Origin of the sequence: Pleurocapsa minor HA4230-MV1 (assembly GCA_019359095.1) — a bacterium.
Classification (GTDB): Bacteria; Cyanobacteriota; Cyanobacteriia; order Cyanobacteriales; family Xenococcaceae; genus Waterburya; species Waterburya minor.
This window is the reverse complement of record JAHHHZ010000025.1, coordinates 26,163-51,717: the sequence shown is the minus strand read 5'-3', so window position 1 is coordinate 51,717 and position 25,555 is coordinate 26,163. Positions and strand designations below refer to the sequence as shown.

The following is a 25,555-nucleotide window of genomic DNA, read 5'->3' as shown; positions in this document are numbered from 1 at the left end:
AACCTGATATTAATGAAGCCAGTTATGCTGTAGATAAATATCTTGGAGTTGAGACAGTGACATTATCTCGTGATTTGATTTACCCCAGCACTAATCAAGTAGCACAAAGCGATAATTATCATGGGGTAGAGGTAAAAGATCCTTATCGTTGGCTAGAAGATCCTGATTCGGATGTTACTAAAGCTTGGGTACAGGCGCAAAATGAGTTGACTAATAGCTATCTAGCCACCATTCCCACCAGAGATAAACTACAGCAGCGTTTAACTCAGCTATGGGACTATGAGAAATATAGTAGCCCGTTTAAACGAGGTCAGAGTTATTTCTACTTTAAAAATGATGGCTTACAAAATCAAAGTGTTTTGTACACGCTCAAATCTCTAGATGATGAAGGAGAAATATTATTAGACCCCAATAGCTTATCGGCCGATGGTACGGTAGCTTTATCAGGGTTATCCATTAGCGATGATGGTCAATGGATGGCTTATGGTTTATCCACGGCTGGATCTGACTGGGTAGAATATCGGGTTAAAAATATCGCCACGAGGCAAGATACCGCCGATCATCTTCAGTGGATTAAATTTTCTGGGGCATCTTGGACTAAAGATAATCAAGGCTTTTTCTACAGTCGTTATGATCAGCCTAACGCCGAAACTAAACTAGAAGATGTTAATTACTACCAAAAACTTTATTATCATCGTTTAGGTACACCACAGGCAGAAGATATTCTCATTTATCATCGTCCCGATCAAAAAGAATGGGGTTTCAGTGGAAGCGTTACAGAGGATGGCAAGTATTTAATTATCAGCGTGTGGCTGGGTACAGATAGTAAGAATTTAGTCTTTTATAAAAACCTCGAACAGCCTGATAGTGAAGTTGTCGAGCTAATTAGTGAGTTTGTCGCCAGCTATAGTGTCATTGACAATGATGGAGATACTTTTTGGCTGCGGACAGATTTAAATGCTCCTCGTGGCAGGGTAATTGCGATTGATTTAGACAATCCAGACCAAGCAAATTGGCAAGAAATTATTCCTGAAGCCCCCGAAACTCTTGAGGGTATTGGATTATTAAATAATCAGTTTGTCGCCGACTATCTTAAAGATGCGCGATCGCAAATTAAAATTTATGCTCTAGATGGGACTTTTGTGCGCGAGGTGGAATTACCTGGGATTGGCTCAGCAGGTGGTTTTGGTGGTAAGCGTTACGATACAGAAACTTTTTATACCTTTACCAGTTTTACAACTCCTGCCACAATCTATCGCTACGATCTGACTACAGGGGAAAGCAAACTTTTCCGTCAACCCCAAGTAGATTTCGATCCAGAAGCCTATCAAACCCAACAGGTATTTTATCCGAGTAAAGATGGTACGAAAATACCCATGTTTATTACTCACAAAAAGGGAATTAAACTGGACGGCAACAATCCTACATATCTTTATGCCTACGGCGGTTTTAATATTTCCTTAACTCCCAGCTTCTCGATCAGTAATGTCGTGTGGCTAGAAATGGGTGGAATTTATGCTGTGCCTAATCTGCGGGGTGGGGGTGAATACGGCGAAGACTGGCATCAAGCAGGGATGAAAGACAAAAAACAGAACGTCTTTGATGATTTTATCGCAGCAGCCGAATGGTTAATTGAGCAAAAATATACGAGAACCGAAAAATTGGCGATCGCTGGAGGCAGTAACGGTGGTCTATTAGTTGGTGCATGTATGACTCAACGCCCCGATCTTTTTGCAGCAGCAATTCCCGCCGTGGGTGTATTAGATATGCTGCGCTTCCATAAGTTTACGATTGGTTGGGCATGGTGTTCGGAATACGGTACTCCTGACGATGAGGCTGATTTTAAAACGCTTTATGCCTATTCTCCGCTACATAATCTTAAACAAGGTACAGCTTATCCTGCCACCCTGATTACCACTGCTGACCACGACGATCGCGTTGTACCAGCCCACAGTTTTAAGTTTGCTGCTGCCTTACAAGCTGCCCATCAAGGAGATCATCCCGTTTTAATTCGGATCGAAACCAAAGCAGGACATGGTGCAGGAAAACCCACTAGCAAAGTCATTGAAGAAGCTGCGGATAAGTGGGGATTTCTCATGGCAAATTTAGGCATGGAATATTTACAGTAGCCATTAACTGTCAAGTAAAATATCTTAGGCGATCGCTGGTGGGGTAGGTGGTGCGACTCTACCATGAAGCAATTTTATGAATACTTTTGACTTGACTCAATCGTGCAGCAAACAGCAAAACCGCTTGAATATCTTCCGCTTCCAAATCATCATAATCTGCCAAAATTTCCTCTGTTGTCATTCCCGAACTGAGAAGCTCTAAAATAAATTCAACAGGATATCTTAGTCCTCTAATACAAGGTTTGCCGTGACATATATCTTGATGATGGGTAATTCTTTCTAAAAGCTGATTGGTCATGATTTTAACCTTGGCTACTTTGCTATTATTTCCAATTATTAGATATTTCACCTCAATTAATTATAATTGAGTAAAAGATTGGGCTTTTCATAAATTTTGCTTTAAAAAGCGATTCTTTACATCCTTCCACTTTTTAAAATCCAGCCAAAAACAGTACTAGCTGTCCCCGTAATAATAATTATTGCTATTTGCCTCCAATTCTTTAATTCGCCTACCTTCTGTGCTAAATCAGGAATCTTATCAATAGCTTTCTGCTGACCATCAAGCCTTGCTTTAATCACTGCTACATCTGTTTTAATTACTCCAATATCTTCAGTTATTTTATTAAGTTTATTTAATATTTCTAAGTCGATTTTCATCGCTCTTTATTTCGCCTCTCCTAAATATTATTTATATAATTTTTTACTAGATTTACGATTTAAATAATAGTGCCAGAGAATTTTAGTAGCGATCGCTCGATAGGGTTTCCAAGTTTCTGCAATGATTTCTAATTCGGCTACTGGCGGACGATTAGGGAGATCTTTTATTTCTTTAACGGCGATCGCCACGGCTAAATCTCTACTGGGGAATACATCCTGGCGCTGTAGAGCCATCATTAGGTAAATATCTACCGTCCAGTTACCAATACCTTTAATCGCCGTTAACTTTTGTCTAATTTCTCCATCAGCTAATGTTTCTAAACTGGTCAAATCCAAAGTGCGATCGACTACTGCTTGAGCTAAGATACGACCATAGTTAGTTTTCTGCCGACTAAACCCAATGCTTTTGAGTTGCAGATCATCTAAAGTTAAAAAGCTTTCAGGACTTAAATAATCTACTGCATGGTTAAGACGTTTAAAAGTGGCTTGAGCCGAAGCATAAGAAACCTGCTGCTCTAAAATAATCCTGATTAAAGTGGCAAATCCTGGTTCTCTTAACCACTGAGCGGGATATCCATAGTTATCGATAATTTTAGCCAAATCGCGATCGCGTTTAGTTAACTGCTCAATGCTTTGAATAAAGCTTGGGGATCTATCTAATACTAATTGAGAGCGATCGCTTATTGGTGACGGTCGATTCATGTTTTATCTCATCATAACTAAGTCACAACTGCCAAATCTCTAACTTCGCTAAAATTTTAGATGTAGCTATTTCTCTTAGTCATGAGTCAGACCAAAATTAACTTTGCCGAGATCCAAGTAGAAACCCCCACTATTGAGCAAGTTACAGCAGAGTATCGAGCAATTAACACCGCATTAGATCAAGCTCAAACCAGGTTAGATCGAGAACAAGCTCTACAGCAGTGGGAAGATTTGCGCCGTCGCTTAGATACTTGGAGTGCAATGACTTCCCTCAACTTCAGTCAAGATACAACTAATGAGGAATACAAACAAGCACAGGAATATAGTGACGAACTAAGGCCGAAATTAACCGCCCTGGAAGTTGCTATGAAACGCAGGCTGTTAAACAGTCAAGATCGGCCACAATTAGAATCTATCTTGGGTCAACAAGCTTTTAGTCTTTGGTCGGCAGACGTGACCACCTTTGAACCAGCTATAGAAGATGATCTAGTCCAAGAATCTAAGCTAGTTAATCAATACGTCCAATTATTAGCCAGTGCTGAAATCGAGTTTAGAGGAGAAACGCTTAATCTTTCAGGAATTCGTAAATATACTCAAGATAGCGATCGCCAAACCCGATATGAAGCGGAAAAAGTACGCTGGCAGTTCTTTAAGCAACATCAAACCCAACTAGACAGCATCTACGATCGACTAGTCAAACTACGTCACCAAATGGCTCAGAAATTGGGCTACGATAACTATACTGGTCTGGGATATAAACGTATGCAGCGGATTGACTACACAGAAGCCGACGTAGCCAGCTACCGTGATGAAGTTGTGGCAAAAGTTGTCCCTCTAGCACAAAAAATCATTGACCAAAAAGCGCAAAAACTTCATTTGGAATGGGTCATGTATTGGGATGAGGCTGTATTTGACCTCCAAGGAAACCCCAAACCCCAAGGAGATCATGACTGGATGCTCCAACAGGCGCAAAAGATGTTTGATAACCTGCACCCAGAATTAGGTAGTTTCTTTGCCATGATGGTTGCAGGGAATTTTATGGATCTTAAAACTCGTCCAGGCAAAGCTGGCGGTGGTTTTTGTACTAGCTTTCCCACCACAGGCGTACCCTATATCTTTGCCAACTTTAACCAGACACAAGGTGATGTCGAAGTATTTACTCACGAAATGGGTCATGCTTTTCAGGCTTGGCAAAGCCGTAATCTACCTTTAATTGACTATCTCTGGCCAACTTTAGAATCCTGTGAAATTCATTCGATGAGTTTGGAATTCCTTACCTGGTCACAAATGGAGCAGTTTTTTGGTGATGATGCCGATCGTTTTCGCGAAATTCATTTGGCACAATCAATTCTGTTTTTACCCTATGGTTGCGCAGTAGATCATTTTCAACATCTGGTTTATGCTCACCCTGAAGCTACACCACAGGAAAGAAACCAAATGTGGCAGCAAATGGAAGCTCGTTACCTCCCCTGGCGACAGTATGAAGACCTTGAATATCCTGCACAAGGCGGTTTGTGGCAAGAGAAACAACATATTTACTGCTCTCCCTTCTACTATATCGACTACACTTTGGCTTTGTGCTGTGCAATGCAGTTTTGGGTCAAGGCTGAATCTGATTTTACAGGCGCTTTAACCGAATACATTGCCTTATGTCAGCGTGGTGGCCAAGCACCTTTTCAAAGTTTAACTAGTTCAGCTAATCTAGTTTCTCCCTTTCAACCTGGCTCTTTAGCAAATGTAATTACCAAAGCTCAACAGTTTCTGAATTTGTAGGAGATTAATTAGCGTCTGAACTAACATCAAATGAAAATCTTTTCTTACTTGACAAATCTAAAAAAGATCGATTAAAACTGTGGCTAAATAGAATATTTGTCGATTAAAACCCTCAATTTACTCCTCAAAGCATCATGACAGTTCCTTAGATTTGATTAATGACGAAATAAAGATAATTTGAAGCTAATATCAAGTTTATCTTGAACAACGCTAAAGAATTAATGATGCGTGATTAACCCTAGTATACGTCGCGTTTTACTAGGGTTTTTTTTGACAAATTTGGGTTGCGTCGAGCTTTTTTCTCTTCAATTACTCTATCTGCTCTTAATTAAGCAATCTAAACAGTTTTAACTTCCAATTTGACTAAATTCATGCGCTATCTCACACACTATCTTTCATTGGCTGCTGCCTGCATTACTCTAATTAGTCCTTTTTCTCTTTCGGTCGCTAGTGCCAATACAGCAATTAGTTTTGACGATAGTTTAGATTCAATCAAACTTCCTCCGCCTTCTTCAGAAAACAATTCAGGTATTTGCTCTAGTAATATTACGACGGCAATTAATAATACTATTGATCGCCCAGAACTAAATCAAGGCAAATGGGCTATTTTGGTGCAATCTCTGGGGGGGACAAATATTTACAGCCTTAACCCAGATTCTTACATGGTTCCTGCTTCTAATATGAAGCTTTTAGTCACCGCCGCAGCCTTACAAGCATTTAATCCCGACAATCAAATTAATTCGACATCAATTGGCGATTGGATCAAAGTAACCAACCTCAACAGCGATAACGCTTATGCTAATACCTTATTGAGCTACTTGGGTGGTTCTCAATCGGTTCAGCAAGCCTTAACAAGTTTAGGTGTTGATACTAACGGCTATCGGCTGAAAGACGGCTCTGGTTTGTCTCACCATAATTTGGCAACTCCCCGAACTTTGGTTGCTACCCTCAGAGCCATGTATCATGGGCGAGGTCATGAGGTTTTCTTGGCTTCACTTCCTGTGGCGGGAATTAGTGGCACTCTGAAAAATCGCTTGCAACAGACCACTGCTCAAGGAACTGTACGAGCTAAAACAGGAACTCTTCGAGGAGTTAAGGCTCTATCTGGCTATCTAGATCATCCTCAATACGGAACTTTGGTCTTTAGTATTATTACTAACCAACCGATCGATCAACCCAGCGATCCTATAGTTCAAGGCATCGATGATATTGTTTTACAGTTAAGTAAACTAACCACTTGCCAGTAAATTGAACATCCCGATTAACTACTTTGTAAAGTAATATTACAATAATGACGTCAAAACAGCATACTGTCTTGACAGAAATAGTTAGGCTAGGTAAATTGATTTATATACCCGGGTAATTATTAAACTTAAGTGATATGCAAACTAAGCAAAAGATAACTTTATATATACCTCCAGAGCTGCATCGTAAGCTAAAGATTAAAGCCGCGGTAGATATTGAATCCATGTCAGCATTAGTAGAAAAAGCGATCGCTTTTTATATGCAGTTTCCTGACAAAGTAGACGAAATTAGATCATCCGTTCACGGTCAAACTCATCAGATCCATATGTGTCCTGATTGTGATTCACCGATAGTAATGCGAGATGGCGAAATGGTTTCTCTCAGTAACCGAACAGTTACAGTTGAAGATAGTATTCCGTTAGAAGTTACTAATCAAGGGTCGAGTTCGGAGAAGCCTAACGAAGAGGAACTAGTTTCCTGCTTATAGGTTCAAAATAGGTTTAGAAGCAGGTTAAAACTTTAGCGAGCAAGGGGTTTAGTGGGGTCGATATCATGAAAGAAGAACTAAATATTCTAGTCCAAGCTCAATATCCGTTAATTTATCTGATTACACCAGAAGAAGAACGGGCAGAGCAGGCGATCGCTAAAATTGCCAAAGACAATGCTGAGTACAAGCAAGTATTCGTTTGGACTGTTACCAGAGGAATGATTGAATACGGTCAGACTACTCAAGCAACACAGCACAATACAGTGTCGCCCGAAGCTGCGATTGAATGGACTATTAGACAGAAAGGAGGTGGTATCTACATCTTCAAAGATCTTCATCCTTTTCTTGATGGGCCCGTGATAGTTAGATGGCTGCGTGATGCGATCGCATCATTTAAAGGCACTGACAAAGTAATCATTTTGATGTCTCCTCTACAGACTGTACCAATTGAGCTTGAGAAAGAAGTTGTGGTCCTAGATTACCCTCTACCTAACTTAAGCGAACTAAATCAGGTTCTTTCCGAACGGCTAGCTAAGAGTAGAGGAAATCGCCTAGATACTGAGACGAGAGAGAAATTACTCAAAGCTGCCCTTGGTTTAACCAAGGATGAGGCTGAAAAAGTTTATCGTAAAGCTCAGGTTAAGGCTGGTAAGCTGACGGAGAGCGAAGTTGAAATTGTCCTTTCGGAGAAAAAGCAGTTAATTCGTCGTAATGGAATTTTAGAGTACATTGAAGAAGATGAAACTCTTAATTCAGTTGGTGGCTTAGAGGAATTAAAAGGCTGGCTAAAACAGCGTTCTAATGCTTTCACCGAGAGAGCTAGAGAATATGGTCTTCCTCAACCCAAGGGAATGTTGATTTTAGGTGTTCCTGGGTGCGGTAAATCTTTGATTGCCAAAACGACCTCTCGCCTTTGGGGTTTACCCTTACTGCGTTTAGATATGGGTCGCGTCTATGATGGTTCTACCGTCGGACGTTCAGAAGCAAATTTACGTAGTGCCTTAAAAACTGCTGAATCTATTTCTCCTGTAATTCTGTTCATCGATGAACTAGACAAGGCTTTTGCTGGGGGAGGAGGTTCTGGTGATTCTGATGGTGGAACATCGGGTCGTATATTTGGTTCTTTTCTCACCTGGATGCAAGAGAAAAAATCCCCTGTGTTTGTCATGGCAACGGCGAATAGAGTTGAAAGATTGCCAGGCGAGTTTCTCCGTAAAGGTAGATTTGATGAAATATTCTTTGTGGACTTACCTAGTTCCGCAGAGAGAGAAGATATTTTTAGGATTCATTTGGGCAAAAGACGTTCTGAAATCAATCGCTTCGATTTAGAACAGTTAACCAAAGTTTCCGATGGTTTTTCTGGGGCAGAGATTGAGCAGGCGATCATCGCGGCAATGTATGATGCTTTTGCTCAAGACAGGGAGTTTACGCAGCTTGATATAATCGCTGCGATTAAAGCTACCTTGCCTTTGTCTCGGACAATGACTGAACAGGTAACAGCCCTAAGAGATTGGGCTAGGCAAAGAGCCAGACCTGCATCAGCCTCCGTTGCTGAATATCAGCGACTGGAGTTTTAACAGGCTTTCTTCTGTAATTTCTCAGGAGTTGCAGAAGCAGAGGCTAGCACTCGCTAGCAGTTTTCAGGAAAATAACTCGTCAATATAGACGGTTATTAATTTTAAAGTTGTTGTTTATATCTCTTCTACTGGAGGAAATCAAATGTCTCACTTTAGCACTCTACGCACCAAAATCAGCGATTCTGCAATTCTCGTAAATTCCCTTCGCGATCTTGGAATCAACGTTCAAACTAACGCTGACGTTCGTGGTTACAACGGTCAAAGACTTCGTGCTGATATCGTTGCAACTTTAGAAGGCGAATACGATCTAGGCTGGTCTGAAAACAGTGATGGTACATTCGACCTAATCGCTGACCTTTGGGGTGTTGCTAAAAAGCACAACCAAACTGAGCTAATCAACTCAATCAACCAAAAATACGCTGTTAACAAAACCTTGGCTGACGTTAAACAACGTGGTTTACAAAATGCCAACGTCAAACTAGTTCTTCAGTAACAAGAATTATATTTTAAGTTAAAAGCGCGTTCCCAAACCTGGGGTTGATACGATGTAATAGTTGTGTCAACCCTTTTTCATGCTTATATTCATCTTTATACAGTTGGAAAAAGCTGATTAATCAGTCCCGATACTATAGTAAGCACGATTGAGCCAAAAAGGGCGGGAAAAAATCCTGCTATAGTTAGACCTGGAGTAAGATAACTGACTAAACCAAGAGCGATCGCATTTACTACCAAAAGAAACAGTCCCAAAGTCAAAATTGTTAACGGCAGGGTAAACAAAATTAAAATTGGTTTGACCACCGCATTAATCAAACCCAAAACTGCTGCCCCCACTACAGCAGAAGAAAAGCTGACAATAGTAAACCCTGGGACGATAAATGCTGTAACGATCAAGGAAACAGCAGTTGCTAACCAAGTTAAAATAAATTGCCACATTTTTTTGATACCTAAGCTATTAATATTTTGATTCAATCATAATATTAATTATCAATTCATTACTATGTTCAGCAGTTCGGTATTTTCGGTAAACAAACTCTAGATAACCCTCTTTCCAGACTGAAAAAAATAATTCCCTCAAACTAAACAGCGGAATTGATAAAGCTTTATTTAACCATTGCCCATCTAGATAATCGTTAGACTGAAACAGACAAGAGTAGAAGTTTATTTTTCAACTTAAGGCAACACTTCTACAACCTAATTTATCAGGCTTAATCAAGATAATAGCAATGGAATTTTTATCCGATACAGTAGTCCTCTCGCGATTACAGTTTGCCTTAACAGCAATCTTTCATATGCTTTGGCCAGTTTTGACAACTGGCATGGCCATCTATCTGATTGTGGTAGAAGGACTATGGCTGAAAACTCGTAACGAAAACTATTACTATCATGCTCGTTTCTGGGCAAAACTCTATGTCCTAAATTTTGGGGTCGGCGTAGCTTCAGGGCTACCAATGGAATTTGAATTTGGTACTAATTGGGCCCCATTTTCTCAGGCGGTAGGAGACTTTTTTGGCAGTGTTCTCGGTTTTGAAGCGTCCATGGCGTTTGCTTTGGAAGCTGGCTTTCTAGGCATCATGCTGTTCGGCTGGGAACGAGTGCCGCCAATCATGCACTACTTTGCAACAATTATGGTAGCTCTTGGTGCAAATTTATCGATCTTCTGGATTTTAAGCGCTAACTCTTGGCTACAAACTCCTGTGGGGGGAAATTTTATTGATGGTAATTTTGTAGTCACTGACTACTTTCAGGCAATTTTTAATCCGTTCATGCTCAATAGTGTTCTCCACATGTTCTTTGCCACAATGGAAACCTCGTTGTTTGTCATCGGCGGGATTAGCGCTTGGTATTTACTAAATAAACGTAATTCAGAATTTTTCACTCTTTCTTTTAAGATTGTTTTAGCGATCGCGATCGCTGTTACTCCTCTCCAGCTATATATTGGACATTTAAGTGGCGAGCAAGTGTACCACTATCAACCAACTAAACTAGCGGCGATGGAGGCACAATGGGACACGATTCCTGCGGGGGAATCGCCTTCTTGGAGTATGTTAGCAATTCCTAACGACAAAGCCGAGAAAAACAACTGGGAAATCTCAATTCCTGGCTTATTAAGCTATATTCTGGAAATTAAGCCTCAACTATCAGAACCCGTATTAGGTTTAAAAGAATATGCCCCTGAAGATCGACCTCATCAGATTGGCTTGGTTTATTATGCCTTTAGAATCATGATTGCGATCGGCTTTATTTTGGCAGGATTAATGGCAATTACCGTTTTACAGTGGATACGAGGAAAACTATCGCCAGCAGATATTACACAACAAAAATGGCTGTTAAGACTCTGGCTATTTTCTGCCCCCCTAGGATATATTGCCGTCGAGTGTGGTTGGATCGTGCGTTGCGTCGGGAGACAACCCTGGACAGTATACGGAGAAATTCGTACCGTTGATGCTGCTTCCCAACTACCTCCTGGTAATGTACTTACCTCTTTGACTGCTTTTGCGATCGTTTATAGCATCTTGTTTGTATTCGCTCTTTATTTCGGTAGCAGTATTATTCGTAAAGGGCCAAATTTTGATTTACCTGTTCCTGGTAAAGATATATCTCCCGAATTGGATATTACTCCAGCAGAACCTATTCCCGATAGTCGCCGCGCAGAGGCTCAACAATGAACAATGAATCTAGGGACTAGCCCTAAAGGATATGCGTAGCGGTATGCTTTAGCACTAGCATCGCGTCGGGGAATCATTTTATTTAAAGTCATGATCGGTACTCGATCTTAGTCATTGAAAACTAACAGAGTAAAAATTTAAATCTGGCGATTGATAATTTTCTGAGATAAGATTGACCATCGCTAATAACTGTCTATGTTGCTCGATAGTCACGCCAATTTGCCTTGAATTACTGCAATTTTCAGTTGAATGGAATACATGAGTTGAACTCTAAAAAGCTAAGAGCTAAAAGCTAAAAGCTAAAAGCTAGTTCATAAACAGCGTAGTCTATCAAGCATGAAAACTACTGTAAAAGGTCGAGTGATTTATTTTGCAGCGTCGAATTATTTTACTCCTGGTTTTTTAATGAACAATACTTTAAAATCCTCAAATCTTGTTTCTTTAGGCAGCAACCCTGAGAATAATTTGCCACATTCTCAGCATTCTCTGGCGCTCATCAAATCTACTAATCAAGAAAATCAAGAAAATCAACCAAATCGACCAAATCAACAGCAGAAAAAAGCGATCGCCCAAATTTATGTAGAACAAGCCTGGATTTATTTTCAGGATCGCAATTGGCGTGATGCGATCGCTGCCTGTAAAAATGCTTTGCAGTTGAATCCCCAAAATGCTGATGCCTATAAAATTTTTGGTAACATTTTAAAAATTAAAGGCAAGAAAGCCGAGGCGTTAGGGGTATATGCCAAGGCACTAGAAATTAATCCTAATTCTGCACCTATCTATGCTAATTTAGGCAGCTTCTACGCTGAACAAAAAAAATGGCAAGAGGCTTTAGATTATTATCAACAAGCAATAATTATCGATCCTAATTTGGCTGGAGCGTATCGTAGCTTGGCACGTATTTGGGAAGAATTAGGAGATACAGAACAAGCCTTAGACTGTCTTTGTCTAGCTGTTAACCTTGAACCAGAAAAGCTTTCGGCTTCCGAGTATTTTAGTTTTGGCGATCGCCTCGATCGAGCAGGAAAACTCAAAGAAGCCAGTATTTTTTATATTCATGGAGTCAGGCTCAATCCCCAAGCCACAACTCAACTAGCAAGATTAGTGAAAATTTTAGAAGAGTTAGAGGAATGGCAACAGGCAGTAGTTTTTTATCATCAGCTAATGTCTTTATCTAATGGCGAGTCAGCCGATGATAATTTAGCTTTAACAAAACCAATTAAACACTTGCTGTCCAAGTCTAAATCTTCTGCCAACCAACATCAAGTTGTTCAGCAATTACCCCAAGCGATCGCACCATCACCTAACAATACACCTAAACCAGAGGCTAAATCAGCGGAAATTTTACCATCGTCAATTGTAGCTCAGCGGCCCAATTCGGCTGTTTCTTGGCATAACTTGGGTAATTCCTATGCTCGAAAACAGCAGTGGCTTAAAGCAATTAGTTGCTATCAAGAGTCAGTGGAACTCGATCCCTATTTTGTGCAAACCTACCGTAATTTAGCTCAAGTTTACTTTAAAATTGCCAAAAAAGACCAGGCAATACTCTGTTGGTTTAAAGCTTTCGACCTCAAGCCAGATTTAGTCAAGCCTGAAGAACATTTTGGTTTAGCACAACATCTTTTTCAGCTAGGTCAAGTAGATAAAGCGATCGCCTGTTTACGCCATGCCATTAAACTCAATCCCAACTTCCATCAGGCTTATTTAGTTTTGGGCAAGCTCTTGACCACTCAAGGGAAAACTGACGAAGCGGAAGCTTGTTATGCCAGGGCAAAGAATAAAGCTTAGTTAACTTGTTGAGTCTGAGTCAAATAAATATAAAAGGCGTTGCCGAATTGTCATGATGGGTGTGTCGCAAAAAGTTGCAAAAGACAGAATAAACCTGTGTTAGTGTGATTTTAAAGAGCTGCAACCCTAAAGAAAGAATCTATGAATTTCTTTTCGGCCATAACATCATTAATGGTGTACTTCAAATCAGCAACGCCTATTTAAGTAAATCTCATGATGAGACGAACACAAATTCTAGAAGCGCTAACTTATGCTTTACAAAACACAGATTCCCAAATTCAAGCAAGTTTACTGACGGAGATTGTCGATTACTTACCACAGGATATAAAAGAAGAAGTCTTGCAAAAAGCACTGGTTGCAGTCAAGTCTATAGAGTGTGGCAAAGATTGTATTAATGCACTGAAGAGTTTAATACACAAGCTGCCACCCGATCTGTTACCCGAAGCACTCGCCATTAGCAAGACTCTGCCATCTGAATTTAATCGCGTTCGAGCTATAACTGAGATTGTCGATTATTTACCGCAGGATACAAAAGAAGAAGTCCTGCAAAAGACATTGGTTGCGATCGAGTCTATTGGGTTTGATGAAAATTTTCGTCTCAACGCATTGGAGAAATTGGTAGACAAGCTGCCACCTAATTTGCTACCAAAAGCATTCGCCATTGGTAAGGCTCTGCCATCTGGGATTAATCGCGTTCAGGCTCTAAAAGTCCTGGCGCCTCATCTGTCACCCGATTTGTTGCTAAAAGCACTCGATCTGGCTAAGAATCCTAACTTAAACACTGAATATACTAGCGCTTTGGCTCTCTCTGCACTAGCAGACAAGCTACCAGAGACGCTACGAACCGAGGTGGTATTAGAAGCACTTACCGCAGCCAAGTCTCTTCCATCTACAGATTTTCGCGACAATGTATATCGTTCTGGAGCTTTAACGGCTGTAGCCGATGTTCTGCCAGAGACGACGTTACAAGCAGAAGTGTTACAAAAAGCTCTTGATTCTGCTAGGGCTGTCGAAGAGGACTGGTGTCGTTCTGTATCCCTGGCGGATCTAGCACCCATGCTCCCAGAGGCGTTACAAGCAGAAGTGTTACAGGAAGCTCTCGATGCCATTAAAAGCGAGGAAGAAGATTGGGAGATCGCTACAGCCCTCTCAGTTTTAATACCTAAGCTGCCACCTAACTTGTTATCAAAAGTCCTCGCTGTCGTCAAAGGTCTACATCATGAATCTTATCGCGTCCAAGCTCTCACAGATATAGCACCTCATCTGTCATCCGAACTCTTACCCGAAGCATTTAGCATTGTTGATGGTATTAGATCTAAGAGCGATCGCATTAAAATTTTGATTGCCTTAGCCTCTCAAATGTCGAAGATGCCAACAGACGAACTTCTTCCCCTTTGGCAAACTACGAGACACTGGCTATGGCTATCACTATCCAAGCAGGAGTTTGCACATCATATGCTGGCACTAGCTGCTGTAATCTATGCGATAGGAGGGCAGGAGTCTGTGGTAGAGATTTTGATTGAGATTCAGGATGTAGAACGGTGGTAGCCGTAAGCTTGGCAAACTTTACTGTTTTTATCCGCCAAGAGTCGTTTCTTCTTCAAAATGCGCTGGCTGTTGGTCAGACAATGATTTCATTTACGTCAATTTTCTATTTAAATCATTATGCATTCACTAACGCCATATAAAAAATAGCAGGTAATGTTAATCACTACCTGCTGCATCAATAGTTTTAAAAATAGTCAATTATTTATCAAGTTGAGAACGCAATTCGTCTAGCTCGGCATCAATTACAGCATCTTGGGGACTAGCGGAGGGGGCGGCTGCTTCTAATTTGGGAGTTTCGACAGAAGTACCTGATAGTTGTGCTTTCATCGCAGCTAGCTCATCATCAACCCCACTCCCTGCTTCCAAGGCAGCAAACTGCTGTTCGATACCACTACCACCCAATTCGCCTGCGGTTTCCGATTCCGCCTCCAATGCCATGACCTTTTCTTCCATGCGCTCAAATGCACCCATAGCGGTACTAGTGCCAATGTTGGTCATGGAATCCTGTAGCTGTTTATTTGCTTTAGCTGCATTAGCTCTAGCGCGCAGCATATCTTTTTTAGTTTTAGCTTCCGAGATTTTACTCTCCAAGGCAATTAAGTTACGTTTTAAGCTTGTAACTTGACCGCTTTGCTGATCTAATTGAGTCTTGAGACTGGTGGCAGTATCAGCAAATGATTTTTTACGTACCAGTGCTTCACGAGCTAGGTTTTCATCACCTTTAGACAATGCTAACTGGGCTCTTTGCTGCCAGTTACTAGCCTCTGTTTGATTTTTGTTATATTGTTGCTCGGTACGTTTTTGAGTGGCGATCGATCTGGCAACAGCTTGACGAAGCTGCACTAGATCTTCTTGCATATCAATGACAGCTTGTTCCAAGACTTTTTCAGGATCTTCAGCTTTACTGACTAGATCGTTAATATTGGCTCGAACAACTCTGCTAAGGCGATCAAATAATCCCATGACTTGTATATCCTTATAACCGTTTACAAAAAAAATATTAGGTTTGGTAGATTCCAGGATACTAAATCCACCACCAATTTTTGATTAAGAGAGTAATTACCGCTCTTTATGTTTCTAGTGTGACATATTCTTTTAGTGTACTGTCGATCGTTAAATAAAATGCCTGCTTGAATCAAAAATACGCGACTTTTTTGACGCTGAATTAGCTAAAAATAAAATTAATTAGAGTTAATTGCTACATAAGGAAAAGTACTATGTATAATTTAGGGCAAAAAAACAAAATTATTACAATTTAATTAAAAGGTAATGATGGTCGATAAAAAATGCTTGACTGCTCTTAAACGTGGTGTTAAATCTTGGAACAAATGGCGAAAAAGAAACCGCTATCTTCAGTTAGATTTGAGAGGAATTAACTTAAGTGGCGAAATTTTACTGGGAATTAACTTAACAGGAGTTAATCTGGCAGGAGCGACACTAATTAAATGTAATTTTTGTGGGGCAAATTTTGATGGTGCGGATTTAACGGGAGCTAATTTAAGTGAAGCTAATTTAAGTGGTGCCAGCCTTTGTGGGGTCAATTTAACAGGAGCTATCCTAATTAAGGCGAACTACCGTGGCGCAGGATTTATTAGCTCAAACTTGAGTTTGGCTAATTTTACTGGTGCAGACTTGAGGGTTGTCGATTTTACTGGAGCTCAATTGTCGGGAGCCAACTTTCATCAAGCCAATCTTAAGGGCGCTAATTTTACGGGAGGGAATCTAACCAGAGCCAACCTAGAGCTAGCACAGTTAGAGGATACAAACTTTAATCATGCTAATTTAGTTCAGGCTAATTTTACTACCGCAAATTTAACCCGCGCCTACCTAGAGCAAGCAAATCTCAACGAAGCTAATTTGACTAAAGCTAAGCTGTTCAAAACAAACTTGAGTTTAGCTGATTTAACAGATGCAAATTTTAGTGCCACTAACTTGAGTTTAGCCAATTTAACAGGTGCAAATCTAACCGATGCAAACCTAACCCAAGCTAATCTAACAGGTGCAAATTTAACCGATGCAAACCTAACCCAAGCTGATTTAACAGGTGCAAATTTAACCGATGCAAACCTAACCCAAGCTGATTTGATACTTGCTAAGGCATGGACTACCAATTTCAATCAATCAATTTTGACTGGTGCTTGTTTTGAAAATCTTAAAATTAATGGTCAGACTAGTTTTTCTAAAGTGGTTTGCCAATATTTGTATTTAGCAAGCGCTCAGCAGAAACGGTTGCCTGAAAATCATCAGGATAATCTTCGCTCCAGTGAGTTTGAAACAATGCTTCAAGATTTGATGGATTCAGTTGAGGTAACTTTCAATGAAGATATTAACTGGGTAATTATGCTTGATGCATTTAAATCCCTACAGCAAAAATTTCCAGCTCATAAAATGCAACTAAGATATGTTGAAGCCAAGTCTAATCATCGGTTTGTAGTTAAAATGAAGGTCAAACTTAGCACCGAAAGGGTAGCGATTACAGAATCTTTTCGCCACGAATACAATTTACTTGCTTTAGGGAAAGAAAGTTTTGCTACTCCTAAAAATATCAATATTAAGCGAAAAATAAGACAGGAGCTATTTAGCGCCTATGAACAAAACTAGTCGGGAGGATAAATGTGAGCCGTCAAATTTTCTTGTTTTAAGTGAGCGACAAACTGTTCTGCCTGAGCGCGATCTTTATATGCACCCAAGTAAATAAATATTCCTTGAGGAAGATTTACCAGAGAAACTTGCTCAACTTTTTGTTTGGCTAAAGCTAGGGAAGAATCGCCATGATATTCAGTGAGTAGGTAATAATATTGTGGATTGATCGCTGAGCGTGCCAGATTAATCGGTGCTAGAGCAGGAATAATCGGCGCGACAAGGGTAGATGGTGTTAAATCTTCTGCCATCTTTAATCGACTTAGAGTACTTAGGTTAAGAGGCATAAATTCCTCACTGGCAATATTCGCACTCCCCAAACTAGCTACAGCTTCAACTGGTTCAACACTAGCAAGGGAACGAGAATTGCGCCAAATGACTGCTCCTGAGATTAAATTGACCAAAAAGATCATAGCGATCGCGCTAATACTCCAGGGGTTGAGTAAGCGATCTAACCAATTGGACTGATGATCTGCAACTTCTGAATTAGTCGCAAATTGCTCGGATTGTAGTTGAGCATCTAAATACAGCTTTGGTGCAGCTAATTGATCTAATCGATCATGGGGTTTATTTTTAGCTCGATAAGGATTAAAAATATTGATTGTCCCTGTCTCAAAGGGTTTGTGGACAATACTCGACTTTAACTGAGAACTAATTGACGATTCTTTAGTACGATTATTTTGATTCTTGGGCGACATAGCTGGATAGAAATAAAGTCAAATAGAGAGTTAGCTTAATTGAAATGTCTAGCTTAACCTTTGACTGGGAAAATCGCCCTACTGCTCTACTTAGCAAAGATTAACTCTTGAATGCGTTCTATTATTTGCAATATTGCTTGGATAATCTGCTCTGAATTGACTCCCAAGCTAATCTGTAACAAGATCAAAATCGCCACAATTATTAAGACTGTTTTGATAGTTGACTTAAGAACATTGAGTAACCAAGTAAATAACAGCAACAGAATGATTGCTGCTGCGATCGCAATAATTATTTCTAAAGACATAGACTTGATGATATTGGCGATCCTAGATGTGAAATTGATAAATTATAGCTTTTAAGGTGTCGATCGGTTTTAGACAGACAAATAAAACAAATAAAGTAGTCAATAAAAAAGAGGGAGTATTACTTCCCTCTCTTCTTGCTTGAATTTTTCTGGTTTTGATGAATCATTGCTTTTCAACTTCTGTCGTAGCATTTGTTCTCGTTTACGAAGTTGTCTTGCTCTGGCAGTGCCACCTTTTCCTTTGTCGTTACGTCCTTGTTTACGGGGAGATTCCCACCGTTTAAGTCTTTGAACCATATTGTTTTAACTTATAATGTCATACTTATTGTAGCATTTAATTTCTCAGGCAGAACTTAGAGAGGGCAAAACTGACTATCTGAGGGAAAATAATCAGAGTTTAAATCTTGCTGTTAAACAATGAAACGACCTGGATTTAAAATGTTCTGTGGATCAAACTGATTTTTAATCGCCTGCATGGTTTTGAGAGCGTTACCTGAATACCCCCAAATATCTATCTGTTGTTTAACTGCTTGGGGTGCATCCAGAATAGTTAAAAAACCTTGGTTCTGCTGACAGTGCGATCGCATTTGCTCTAGTAGCTCATAATTGGTCTTGAGTTGTAATCTTCCTAATCCATTACCAGCATGAACTCTAGCTGAGATATTAATATGGCGATCGTCAATTTGAGCTAGTAATTCCACGGCTTTGCTAGGAACAATACCCAGTTTGCAGGTCACTATCTCCGCTGATTCGGGAAGATTGATAATTTTGCCACAGTCTTGCCACAGCTTTTCTTCTAGCTCATCTTGATAAATACTAGTAGCCAAACCTAACTGTTTAGCGATCGCCTGTACCTGTAACATCTGCTGTTCAATGCTTTCAGGAATTGTTTGCCAGCGGATCATCAAGCCCATATCTGAGCCTAAATTTAGCTGCTCAATTACCGTGGCTGATAATAAATCCATTGCTGTAGGCGTTAAGCCAGAATTACGGATAGTTTGAGTGGCTTGAGTAATCTGTTCTGCTGTTCCCGTTAATAATAGTGTTTGAGAAGTAGTTATTAAGGGATAAAGACGAAAGGTAAGTTGAGTCATTACGCCCAAAGTACCATAAGCACCCGTAAACAACTTCATCAGGTCATAGCCAGCCACGTTTTTGACCACTCTACCACCTGCTTTGGCAATCTCTCCATCAGCACGGACAAAAGACAAGCCCAGTAATAAATCTCGTACGCCACCGTAACGCTGTCGCCAACTTCCTGCATCTGCCGTCGCGACAATTCCGCCTAAAGTGGCATCGGCATAATGGGAATCTAGGGGTAAAAATTGATGGTGCGATCGCAATTTTGACTGCAAATCAGCTAACTTCATCCCCGCTTCCACCGTCACCGTAAGATCTCCCACCGCATGTTCAATTAGGCGATCGCATTTTTGAGTACTAACTACCAACTGAATATTCTGAGTAATCTTACCCCAGTTGATTTTACTGGCGTTACCGCAGATTAAAATGCGCCATTGCTGCTGGGATGCCTGCTTTACAATTTCAGCTAGAGCCTCAATAGTTTGGGGAAATAAGAGATAAATCGGCGCGCTACTGTTGACTACTTGATAAATTCTGTGCCAATAGACATCAGCATGATCTAGTTCAATCAGTTCAGTATCAGTAATTGATTTTAGTACAGTGGCGATCGCAGTGGTCATATTTTAGCTTGGTGTTTCTGTCATCATGATCCAGAAAATCTTTGATAACTTCTTGAAGTGCTAATAGTACTTCTTCTAGTTAACTATTGGGGAGCAACCAATCCATTTATGTTTTGAGCAAGATCGCGATCGCTTTTAACCAAATATGATGGTCAGGCGATCGCTTTGAGTAACTATTTTTTCTGCTTGATTTGGTGATTTAGAAGAAAATTATTGCTCCTAAGCCATATCTGCCCCAAAAACCTGAGTCCAGTAAGCATTGCCATCATCCCCTACACTATATCCTACTCCTAGATCTTCAAAGTTAGGATCGAGAATATTTTCGCGATGACCATCGCTTCCCATCCAACCAGCCATAACAGCTTCTGCATCTGGGTAACCAGCAGCGACATTTTCACCTGCTGTTGAATATTGATAACCAGTGTCCTGAACACGACTACCCATATTACTACCATTTGAGCCAGTATGAGACATAGTGTTGATACTAGCTTGATCTTGACTATGAAGATCGGCAGCTTGATCTAATTGTTCATTAATTTGTAGAGGATCAGCTCCAACTTTAGCGCGTTCTTCATTTACTAAATTAAGAATCTGTTGATCGAAAGAATCTGTATTATTCATACATTAAGACTATTGAATTATTCCTTGGCACCCTACCAATATTTGTTGCGCTTAGTCAAATAGATTTAGATAAATAAAATATAAAATCATCAGGTGATATTAGGTGACATCAAAACTACTTATGGTCTTAAATTATAGTAAATCATAAAGTAATCACCTTTTTTTTACCAGAAAAAATTACTTCTGGCACTAATAAATGAATAATATTAACTAATTGAATTACATCTATAGCAATTCTCAAATAAATGAGATACATCGTTTTCCCTTTCCCTTTCCCTTTCCCTTTCCCTTTTCCTCTTTCCCCTTTTTTCAAATACAACCGAAGTGTATCTAACTAATGTGAGAAACGTTATATATTGTTGTAATCCCAATGCTTATTTAGAATACTAATTTTACTACTATTTTGAGATCGAGATTTTTACTTAACTATAAAATTCATGAAAATAATGTTTCAAAAAATAATAGCAATTTAAAATTTTAAACCTTAATTATAAAGCAAATAGTTTAAACTCAAATGCATTAATACACTTGTTATAATACTTGATTTAATTAGAAAATATTCAGTGAAAATACTCATATTTTTAGTTATATTGACATTTTAGATAATCGAGATTTAGCTAAGAAGTAAGAAAAAAAATTATAGTTTAAATAATCGAGTAGTCAGAAAATGCCTCAGACTAACATTACTGTAACCATTGAAAATCTTGCTCCCGAAAATGGTACATTCATCACCCCTACTTGGGTCGGGTTTCATAATGGCGAATTCGATCTCTATGACCACAATAAACCAGCATCACTGGGATTAGAAAGTTTAGCTGAAGACGGTAATACTGTTGGGGTGTCAGCCGAATTTATCAATAGTGGTAGTGGAACAGTTGAGGGAACGCTAGTTGGCATTGATGGTGTGGAAGGGGTTATAGATCCTGGAGAAAGTGTCAGTCAAACTTTTACTCTAGATAGCGACGATCCTAATAGTCGTTTTTTCAACTACGCCTCAATGGTGATACCATCTAATGATGCTTTTATCGCCAATGATAATCCCACCTCTATTCCTGTATTTGACGAAGAGGGAAATTTTATCGGCGCAGACTTGGTGATTTCTGGCGATCGAGTCTTAGATGCAGGAGTAGAAGTAAATGATGAGGCTCAATCCAATACAGCATTCTTAGGACAAACAGAACCGAATACGGGAACAACTGCCTCTGGAGTAGTTCGGACTCATTCAGGCTTGAAGTCAAAAGGTAGAATCTTAAGTTCTTCAGATTTTGCCAACGCCGATTTCACTGCTGATAATTATAATGTGGCTAGGATTACCGTTACTGCTGAAGAAATACCTAGCGTTGATAGCGATAAGAGTGAAGTTTATCGTTTTGTTGAAAGCGAAACTCAGGGAGAATACTATACTATTTCAGAGATAGAGAAAGACTCCTTAATTAAAAACGAACCTAATTATGAGTTAAAAGAAAGTTCTTTTCTGAGTGCGCCTGAACCAGAGTCTCTAGCAGATCTGACGGGTGTTACTCCCGTGTATCGTTTTATCAGTAGCGATACGGGAGCATATTTATACGCTTCATCAGAAGAGGAACTTGCTGTCATGGACAAAAACTTTGACTACTCGTTTGGGGGAATTGCTTTTTATGGTTATGAGATGCAAGAAGCGGGAACAGTTCCTGTCTATGCTTTTTATAATTCTAAGTTAGATGCTAATTTCTATACTGCCTCAATCGAAGAGAAAGATTCTTATCTTAAATCACCTGATTTCCAAGCAGTAGGAGAAAATGGTATTGCATTCTATGCAGAACCAGTCCCCGAAATATAGATGAATAGTAATTAGTTGCCATAAAAAAAGTAAGAGTTCAAAATTCAACTCTTACTACTCAATTAAATTATTGTTGGTATTCGATACTCGATGCTTAAACCTACTTAGTCTTGAGTACTGTTTAATTGCTCTTTTAAGGCAGCCAAAGAAGACCAGCGGTGATCGACATAATGATCATCTGAAGTTGTTTTAATGCTTGCTCCAGGACAGTCTGCACCACAGATTTTCCGTAAGGGTAAGGCTAAAGATAGCTGTTCAAAAAGCCAGACTTCAGGATCATAATGTCCATTAGGGGGTAAAGTTTCGGAAAGATCTTCTAGATGCACTTCTCTTTCAGAGGGAAGATCTTGCGCGTTTTCTAATTCAGATTCGAGCCAGATTAACTCCGAAGTATCGATCGCCAAACGATGATTATAATGCTGTAAACAGCGATCGCAAACTAAAGTAGTAATTGTCTCCGCTATGGAAACAATCTCTAAAAAATTACCTCCGTGACGTACTGAGATAAATCCCTTAACAGGAACTAACGTGTCCAAGCCTGAAATATTATCATCTACAATGATTTCTGCCGTTCTTTTAGGTGCTTTGAGCAGATGAGGAATATATATCGGTTCCATTGTTTACTTAATATGACGCATTTGGATATTAGCGCACTGATGGCATTAGGCAAGACTATCGAGGCAAAATTACCAACTGACGGTTTGGCTCTTGACCACGACTCTCGCTACTCAGGCCTTCCGAGCCTTCTAATAAAGAATGTATTTGTTTTCTTTCGGCTGAAGATAAGCCAGGTATTGCCACTTCTTCACCTGTTGATTGTACCTGAGCGATCGCATCTTGAGTCAAGGTTGCTAATTCTTGGTTACGTTGAACTCGATAACCATCAAGCTCAACCACAAAAGAACTTTGTACTTCTGGATCTGTATCTAAATTAAGAATAGTATTAGTCAAATACTGAATCGCATCAATACTTTCACCTTTGTTACCAATTAGCTGCTGCTTTTGCGTCTCGGTTAAATCATCAGCGCTAATACTTAGCCAGTTGAAGTCTGAATCAGCACTTACCGTTTCAAACCCTTCTGTCTTAACTTCCGCAGCCACACCCATTAGAGTAAGTAGCTGCTCTAACCATTCTTTTCCCAAACTCAATTGACTTTTCACAATAGTTGATAATGGTTATTAACCTGAAGTTTTTTCTTTCTTCTTAGAACGCTTTTTCTCAAATGGTAAAGCATCTCTATTAGTGGCAGCTTCTGCTTTTTCCTGTTCATCAAGAATTTTCTGGAGATCATCTGGAAGAGGTTCACGCATTAAGAACCAAGTTTGACCAGTTTGGAAGAAGTTTGCCACAACGATATACATTAATACACCCGCAGGGAGGGGAAAAAATAAGAACATCCCGCTAAACAACAAAGGCGTAATCTTATTAATTGCCTGTTGCTGATCTGCACCAGCAGTAGCATTTTGCGTTCCACTCAGCTGTTGGTTGACGTAGATACCCACACCAAACATCAAGACCATTGCCAAAATATCAAAGTTGATGCCACCATCTTCATTAGTTACACCGACTCGACCAAGCTTTTCAATGAACAAAAAGCCAGTATTAGCTGCAATCCCAGGAATTGTTACCTGAATGGTCGCGTCTCCTGGTTCTAGAGCAGTGATTGTACCATCTTCATTAATGCTTACTCGCTCAAAACCTTTGGTAACTTTTAAATCAGACTTAATATTGCTCTCTGGGTATTCTTTAAGCAGGGTATTTAAGGATTTGCCATCAGGAGTTTGTAGTTCCACCTTGGTAGTTTCACCCACTGCTAACTTGTTACCACCAGGCAACATAGCGGCGATTCTCTCATGGATACCATCTTCGATATAAATATTCTTGGGCTTAGTCGCAAAAGGTTGAGGCGCAACACGTTCGATCTGTTCTTGTGGCAGAATCTGAACGTTAATATCGTAGGGAGTGTCAGTAAAGGGCGATCCTCTCAAAGTGGCAAAGAGGGCAAACAAGATGGGCATCTGCAAGACCAATGGCAGACATCCCGCCAAAGGATTCCCAAACTCCTGCATTACTTTAGCCTGTTCTTCTCGCTGTTTCTCAGGGTCGTTTTTATATTTCTGTTTAATTTGCTCCTGTCGTTCCTTCATCATCGGCTGAACGATCTTCATTTTTCGCATGTTGCGAATTTGTCCTGCACTCAGAGGAACTACTGCAAAACGAATTACAATTGTCAAAGCAATAATCGCAAAACCATAACTCGGCACTAATCCATAGAAAAAATCCAGGATGGGGAGCATGATATTATTTGAGAGGAAGCCGATACCAAAGTCCATTTTTTAATCTGTTTAGCCTTTTATGGAATAATTATAATTGCCAGTCCAGTTTAATCGATCGCCCGTGAGGAAAACCGATCTAAACTGTATACTCTGCTATTTAGTTGACTCTAATCGACTCTAAAGGTCTACCTGTCTTATCTGCTGCCCTTTCTGAGATATAGTCGTAAATCTCTCTAAATTGAGGAACCGCACGCATTTCTAGACGGCTTTTGTCTCTGAGGGTAATCACTAAATCTCCCCACAAACCAACTCCTCTAGGAACTTTAACAATTTTCATGACCTCAGAATAAATAATATCTGTTCTTTGCGTACCTCTCCAACCCCCAGTTACACAAATACGGCGGTCTGTAATCCGATAGCGAAGCCACAAAGCTCTGACAATTGCCCCAACAGTCAAGGGAATGCAGATTACTGTAAATGCTAAAAATATATTAAAAATTAAATCTCCAACGTGGGGACCACCTTCGTAATAAACCTCTTCTTTAATACCCATTGATTATTTTTGCTTGTTTTAATAACTCTTCTAATTCTCGCAAAAAATGTTCATATTTGCATTTTATTGCTTGGGGTTTGACTGCAATTACGATTTTCCAGCCAGGTTCAATTCCCTGCAAATAGTTTCTGATGACTCCTTTGATCTGTCTTTTAAGCCGATTGCGCACTACGGCTTTTTTACTTACTTTTTTACTAATGGAAATGCCAAAACTACTTGCTGGGGGGAAATCCGCACCTTTTGTATCCCTACAGTCAAGGGCAAACAGAGTTAGATGAGGACTGTAACGACGGATGCCCTGTGCGTAAACAGCCCTATAATCTCTTCGATCTCGCAACCGATGGGGTTTTGGTAGTCCCAACTCAAATAC

27 protein-coding genes are annotated in these 25,555 nt (G+C 39.9%); 11 read left to right on the top strand and 16 right to left on the bottom strand.

Annotated features, from left to right (window positions below; all coding sequences use genetic code 11):
• Positions 1-56 precede the first annotated feature (56 nt).
• Positions 57-2,129: a prolyl oligopeptidase family serine peptidase gene (locus KME09_16875; GenBank protein ID MBW4535612.1), complete on the top strand. Its 2,073-nt coding sequence runs from the start codon at positions 57-59 to the stop codon at positions 2,127-2,129.
• Positions 2,130-2,187: 58 nt separating this feature from the next.
• Here the strand turns inward: KME09_16875 and KME09_16870 are convergent, their stop codons facing one another.
• The 3 genes from KME09_16870 to KME09_16860 form a co-directional block, all read right to left on the bottom strand.
• Positions 2,188-2,427: a DUF433 domain-containing protein gene (locus tag KME09_16870; GenBank protein MBW4535611.1), complete on the bottom strand. Its 240-nt coding sequence runs from the start codon at positions 2,425-2,427 to the stop codon at positions 2,188-2,190.
• Between the two features lie 116 nt (positions 2,428-2,543).
• Entirely contained in the window at positions 2,544-2,786 is a 243-nt protein-coding gene (locus tag KME09_16865) for a hypothetical protein (GenBank protein ID MBW4535610.1), read from the bottom strand.
• Positions 2,787-2,813: 27 nt separating this feature from the next.
• Positions 2,814-3,488 (bottom strand): DNA-3-methyladenine glycosylase 2 family protein, encoded by a 675-nt coding sequence (locus KME09_16860; GenBank protein ID MBW4535609.1) that lies wholly within the window; start codon positions 3,486-3,488, stop codon positions 2,814-2,816.
• An 81-nt stretch (positions 3,489-3,569) separates the two neighbouring features.
• Between KME09_16860 and KME09_16855 the strand changes: the two genes are divergently transcribed.
• The 5 genes from KME09_16855 (at position 3,570) to KME09_16835 (ending at position 9,063) form a co-directional block, all read left to right on the top strand.
• On the top strand, positions 3,570-5,261 hold the full coding sequence (locus KME09_16855; GenBank protein ID MBW4535608.1) for a M3 family oligoendopeptidase: 1,692 nt from the start codon (positions 3,570-3,572) through the stop codon (positions 5,259-5,261).
• Between the two features lie 371 nt (positions 5,262-5,632).
• A complete protein-coding gene (gene dacB, locus KME09_16850) occupies positions 5,633-6,508 on the top strand; it encodes a D-alanyl-D-alanine carboxypeptidase/D-alanyl-D-alanine-endopeptidase (protein ID MBW4535607.1) in 876 nt (291 codons plus the stop codon).
• A 134-nt stretch (positions 6,509-6,642) separates the two neighbouring features.
• Complete coding sequence (locus tag KME09_16845; protein MBW4535606.1) at positions 6,643-6,993, top strand: type II toxin-antitoxin system HicB family antitoxin; 351 nt, start codon at positions 6,643-6,645, stop codon at positions 6,991-6,993.
• 65 nt (positions 6,994-7,058) lie between these two features.
• On the top strand, positions 7,059-8,570 hold the full coding sequence (locus tag KME09_16840) for an AAA family ATPase (protein ID MBW4535605.1): 1,512 nt from the start codon (positions 7,059-7,061) through the stop codon (positions 8,568-8,570).
• A gap of 142 nt (positions 8,571-8,712) precedes the next feature.
• On the top strand, positions 8,713-9,063 hold the full coding sequence (locus KME09_16835; protein ID MBW4535604.1) for a DUF1257 domain-containing protein: 351 nt from the start codon (positions 8,713-8,715) through the stop codon (positions 9,061-9,063).
• 95 nt (positions 9,064-9,158) lie between these two features.
• Here KME09_16835 and KME09_16830 read toward each other — a convergent pair whose 3' ends face one another.
• Positions 9,159-9,503 carry a phage holin family protein gene (locus tag KME09_16830; GenBank protein ID MBW4535603.1) on the bottom strand — a complete coding sequence of 115 codons (345 nt, stop codon included), beginning with the start codon at positions 9,501-9,503 and terminating at the stop codon, positions 9,159-9,161.
• Between the two features lie 290 nt (positions 9,504-9,793).
• Between KME09_16830 and KME09_16825 the strand changes: the two genes are divergently transcribed.
• From KME09_16825 to KME09_16815, 3 genes are all read left to right on the top strand, one after another.
• Positions 9,794-11,236 (top strand): cytochrome ubiquinol oxidase subunit I, encoded by a 1,443-nt coding sequence (locus tag KME09_16825; protein ID MBW4535602.1) that lies wholly within the window; start codon positions 9,794-9,796, stop codon positions 11,234-11,236.
• A 336-nt stretch (positions 11,237-11,572) separates the two neighbouring features.
• Positions 11,573-13,024: a tetratricopeptide repeat protein gene (locus KME09_16820; protein MBW4535601.1), complete on the top strand. Its 1,452-nt coding sequence runs from the start codon at positions 11,573-11,575 to the stop codon at positions 13,022-13,024.
• 213 nt (positions 13,025-13,237) lie between these two features.
• Complete coding sequence (locus KME09_16815) at positions 13,238-14,572, top strand: hypothetical protein (protein MBW4535600.1); 1,335 nt, start codon at positions 13,238-13,240, stop codon at positions 14,570-14,572.
• Positions 14,573-14,770: 198 nt separating this feature from the next.
• On the opposite strand, the gene KME09_16810 is transcribed toward KME09_16815, so the two are convergent.
• Positions 14,771-15,535 (bottom strand): PspA/IM30 family protein, encoded by a 765-nt coding sequence (locus KME09_16810; protein MBW4535599.1) that lies wholly within the window; start codon positions 15,533-15,535, stop codon positions 14,771-14,773.
• Between the two features lie 306 nt (positions 15,536-15,841).
• Between KME09_16810 and KME09_16805 the strand changes: the two genes are divergently transcribed.
• Positions 15,842-17,173: a pentapeptide repeat-containing protein gene (locus tag KME09_16805; GenBank protein MBW4535598.1), complete on the top strand. Its 1,332-nt coding sequence runs from the start codon at positions 15,842-15,844 to the stop codon at positions 17,171-17,173.
• Here the strand turns inward: KME09_16805 and KME09_16800 are convergent.
• From KME09_16800 to KME09_16775, 6 genes are all read right to left on the bottom strand, one after another.
• Positions 17,170-17,910 (bottom strand): hypothetical protein, encoded by a 741-nt coding sequence (locus KME09_16800; GenBank protein MBW4535597.1) that lies wholly within the window; start codon positions 17,908-17,910, stop codon positions 17,170-17,172. The two genes, KME09_16805 and KME09_16800, sit on opposite strands and share 4 nt — an antisense overlap.
• An 86-nt stretch (positions 17,911-17,996) precedes the next feature.
• Positions 17,997-18,215 (bottom strand): hypothetical protein, encoded by a 219-nt coding sequence (locus tag KME09_16795; GenBank protein MBW4535596.1) that lies wholly within the window; start codon positions 18,213-18,215, stop codon positions 17,997-17,999.
• Between the two features lie 99 nt (positions 18,216-18,314).
• Entirely contained in the window at positions 18,315-18,512 is a 198-nt protein-coding gene (locus KME09_16790) for a hypothetical protein (GenBank protein ID MBW4535595.1), read from the bottom strand.
• A 113-nt stretch (positions 18,513-18,625) separates the two neighbouring features.
• Entirely contained in the window at positions 18,626-19,915 is a 1,290-nt protein-coding gene (locus KME09_16785) for an FAD-binding oxidoreductase (protein ID MBW4535594.1), read from the bottom strand.
• 219 nt (positions 19,916-20,134) lie between these two features.
• A complete protein-coding gene (locus tag KME09_16780) occupies positions 20,135-20,536 on the bottom strand; it encodes a CAP domain-containing protein (GenBank protein ID MBW4535593.1) in 402 nt (133 codons plus the stop codon).
• A 142-nt stretch (positions 20,537-20,678) separates the two neighbouring features.
• Positions 20,679-20,849, bottom strand: coding sequence for a hypothetical protein (locus KME09_16775; protein MBW4535592.1), 171 nt, complete (start codon positions 20,847-20,849; stop codon positions 20,679-20,681).
• Positions 20,850-21,203: 354 nt separating this feature from the next.
• Between KME09_16775 and KME09_16770 the strand changes: the two genes are divergently transcribed.
• Positions 21,204-22,355 carry a spondin domain-containing protein gene (locus tag KME09_16770; GenBank protein ID MBW4535591.1) on the top strand — a complete coding sequence of 384 codons (1,152 nt, stop codon included), beginning with the start codon at positions 21,204-21,206 and terminating at the stop codon, positions 22,353-22,355.
• A gap of 104 nt (positions 22,356-22,459) precedes the next feature.
• Here the strand turns inward: KME09_16770 and KME09_16765 are convergent, their stop codons facing one another.
• The 5 genes from KME09_16765 to rnpA form a co-directional block, all read right to left on the bottom strand.
• Positions 22,460-22,972 (bottom strand): DUF177 domain-containing protein, encoded by a 513-nt coding sequence (locus KME09_16765; GenBank protein MBW4535590.1) that lies wholly within the window; start codon positions 22,970-22,972, stop codon positions 22,460-22,462.
• A 55-nt stretch (positions 22,973-23,027) separates the two neighbouring features.
• Positions 23,028-23,516, bottom strand: a complete 489-nt coding sequence (locus tag KME09_16760) for an RNA-binding protein (protein MBW4535589.1) — start codon at positions 23,514-23,516, stop codon at positions 23,028-23,030.
• An 18-nt stretch (positions 23,517-23,534) separates the two neighbouring features.
• Complete coding sequence (gene yidC, locus KME09_16755; GenBank protein MBW4535588.1) at positions 23,535-24,689, bottom strand: membrane protein insertase YidC; 1,155 nt, start codon at positions 24,687-24,689, stop codon at positions 23,535-23,537.
• A gap of 100 nt (positions 24,690-24,789) precedes the next feature.
• Positions 24,790-25,185, bottom strand: coding sequence for a PH domain-containing protein (locus tag KME09_16750; GenBank protein MBW4535587.1), 396 nt, complete (start codon positions 25,183-25,185; stop codon positions 24,790-24,792).
• Complete coding sequence (gene rnpA, locus KME09_16745; protein MBW4535586.1) at positions 25,175-25,546, bottom strand: ribonuclease P protein component; 372 nt, start codon at positions 25,544-25,546, stop codon at positions 25,175-25,177. Before rnpA ends, KME09_16750 begins: the two co-directional genes overlap by 11 nt.
• Positions 25,547-25,555 lie beyond the last annotated feature (9 nt).

What these genes read in the sequence shown, in the direction of transcription:
- KME09_16800 (MBW4535597.1), bottom strand. Translation starts at nt 17,910, where the DNA reads ATGTCGCCCAAGAATCAAAATAATCGTACTAAAGAATCGTCAATTAGT.
- KME09_16780 (MBW4535593.1), bottom strand. Translation starts at nt 20,536, where the DNA reads ATGAATAATACAGATTCTTTCGATCAACAGATTCTTAATTTAGTAAAT.
- dacB (MBW4535607.1), top strand. Translation starts at nt 5,633, where the DNA reads ATGCGCTATCTCACACACTATCTTTCATTGGCTGCTGCCTGCATTACT.
- KME09_16860 (MBW4535609.1), bottom strand. Translation starts at nt 3,488, where the DNA reads ATGAATCGACCGTCACCAATAAGCGATCGCTCTCAATTAGTATTAGAT.
- KME09_16815 (MBW4535600.1), top strand. Translation starts at nt 13,238, where the DNA reads ATGATGAGACGAACACAAATTCTAGAAGCGCTAACTTATGCTTTACAA.
- KME09_16865 (MBW4535610.1), bottom strand. Translation starts at nt 2,786, where the DNA reads ATGAAAATCGACTTAGAAATATTAAATAAACTTAATAAAATAACTGAA.
- KME09_16845 (MBW4535606.1), top strand. Translation starts at nt 6,643, where the DNA reads ATGCAAACTAAGCAAAAGATAACTTTATATATACCTCCAGAGCTGCAT.
- KME09_16785 (MBW4535594.1), bottom strand. Translation starts at nt 19,915, where the DNA reads ATGACCACTGCGATCGCCACTGTACTAAAATCAATTACTGATACTGAA.
- KME09_16855 (MBW4535608.1), top strand. Translation starts at nt 3,570, where the DNA reads ATGAGTCAGACCAAAATTAACTTTGCCGAGATCCAAGTAGAAACCCCC.
- KME09_16770 (MBW4535591.1), top strand. Translation starts at nt 21,204, where the DNA reads ATGCCTCAGACTAACATTACTGTAACCATTGAAAATCTTGCTCCCGAA.
- yidC (MBW4535588.1), bottom strand. Translation starts at nt 24,689, where the DNA reads ATGGACTTTGGTATCGGCTTCCTCTCAAATAATATCATGCTCCCCATC.
- KME09_16870 (MBW4535611.1), bottom strand. Translation starts at nt 2,427, where the DNA reads ATGACCAATCAGCTTTTAGAAAGAATTACCCATCATCAAGATATATGT.
- KME09_16810 (MBW4535599.1), bottom strand. Translation starts at nt 15,535, where the DNA reads ATGGGATTATTTGATCGCCTTAGCAGAGTTGTTCGAGCCAATATTAAC.
- KME09_16795 (MBW4535596.1), bottom strand. Translation starts at nt 18,215, where the DNA reads ATGTCTTTAGAAATAATTATTGCGATCGCAGCAGCAATCATTCTGTTG.
- KME09_16750 (MBW4535587.1), bottom strand. Translation starts at nt 25,185, where the DNA reads ATGGGTATTAAAGAAGAGGTTTATTACGAAGGTGGTCCCCACGTTGGA.
- KME09_16830 (MBW4535603.1), bottom strand. Translation starts at nt 9,503, where the DNA reads ATGTGGCAATTTATTTTAACTTGGTTAGCAACTGCTGTTTCCTTGATC.
- KME09_16805 (MBW4535598.1), top strand. Translation starts at nt 15,842, where the DNA reads ATGATGGTCGATAAAAAATGCTTGACTGCTCTTAAACGTGGTGTTAAA.
- KME09_16790 (MBW4535595.1), bottom strand. Translation starts at nt 18,512, where the DNA reads ATGGTTCAAAGACTTAAACGGTGGGAATCTCCCCGTAAACAAGGACGT.
- KME09_16840 (MBW4535605.1), top strand. Translation starts at nt 7,059, where the DNA reads ATGAAAGAAGAACTAAATATTCTAGTCCAAGCTCAATATCCGTTAATT.
- KME09_16825 (MBW4535602.1), top strand. Translation starts at nt 9,794, where the DNA reads ATGGAATTTTTATCCGATACAGTAGTCCTCTCGCGATTACAGTTTGCC.
- KME09_16820 (MBW4535601.1), top strand. Translation starts at nt 11,573, where the DNA reads ATGAAAACTACTGTAAAAGGTCGAGTGATTTATTTTGCAGCGTCGAAT.
- KME09_16835 (MBW4535604.1), top strand. Translation starts at nt 8,713, where the DNA reads ATGTCTCACTTTAGCACTCTACGCACCAAAATCAGCGATTCTGCAATT.
- KME09_16765 (MBW4535590.1), bottom strand. Translation starts at nt 22,972, where the DNA reads ATGGAACCGATATATATTCCTCATCTGCTCAAAGCACCTAAAAGAACG.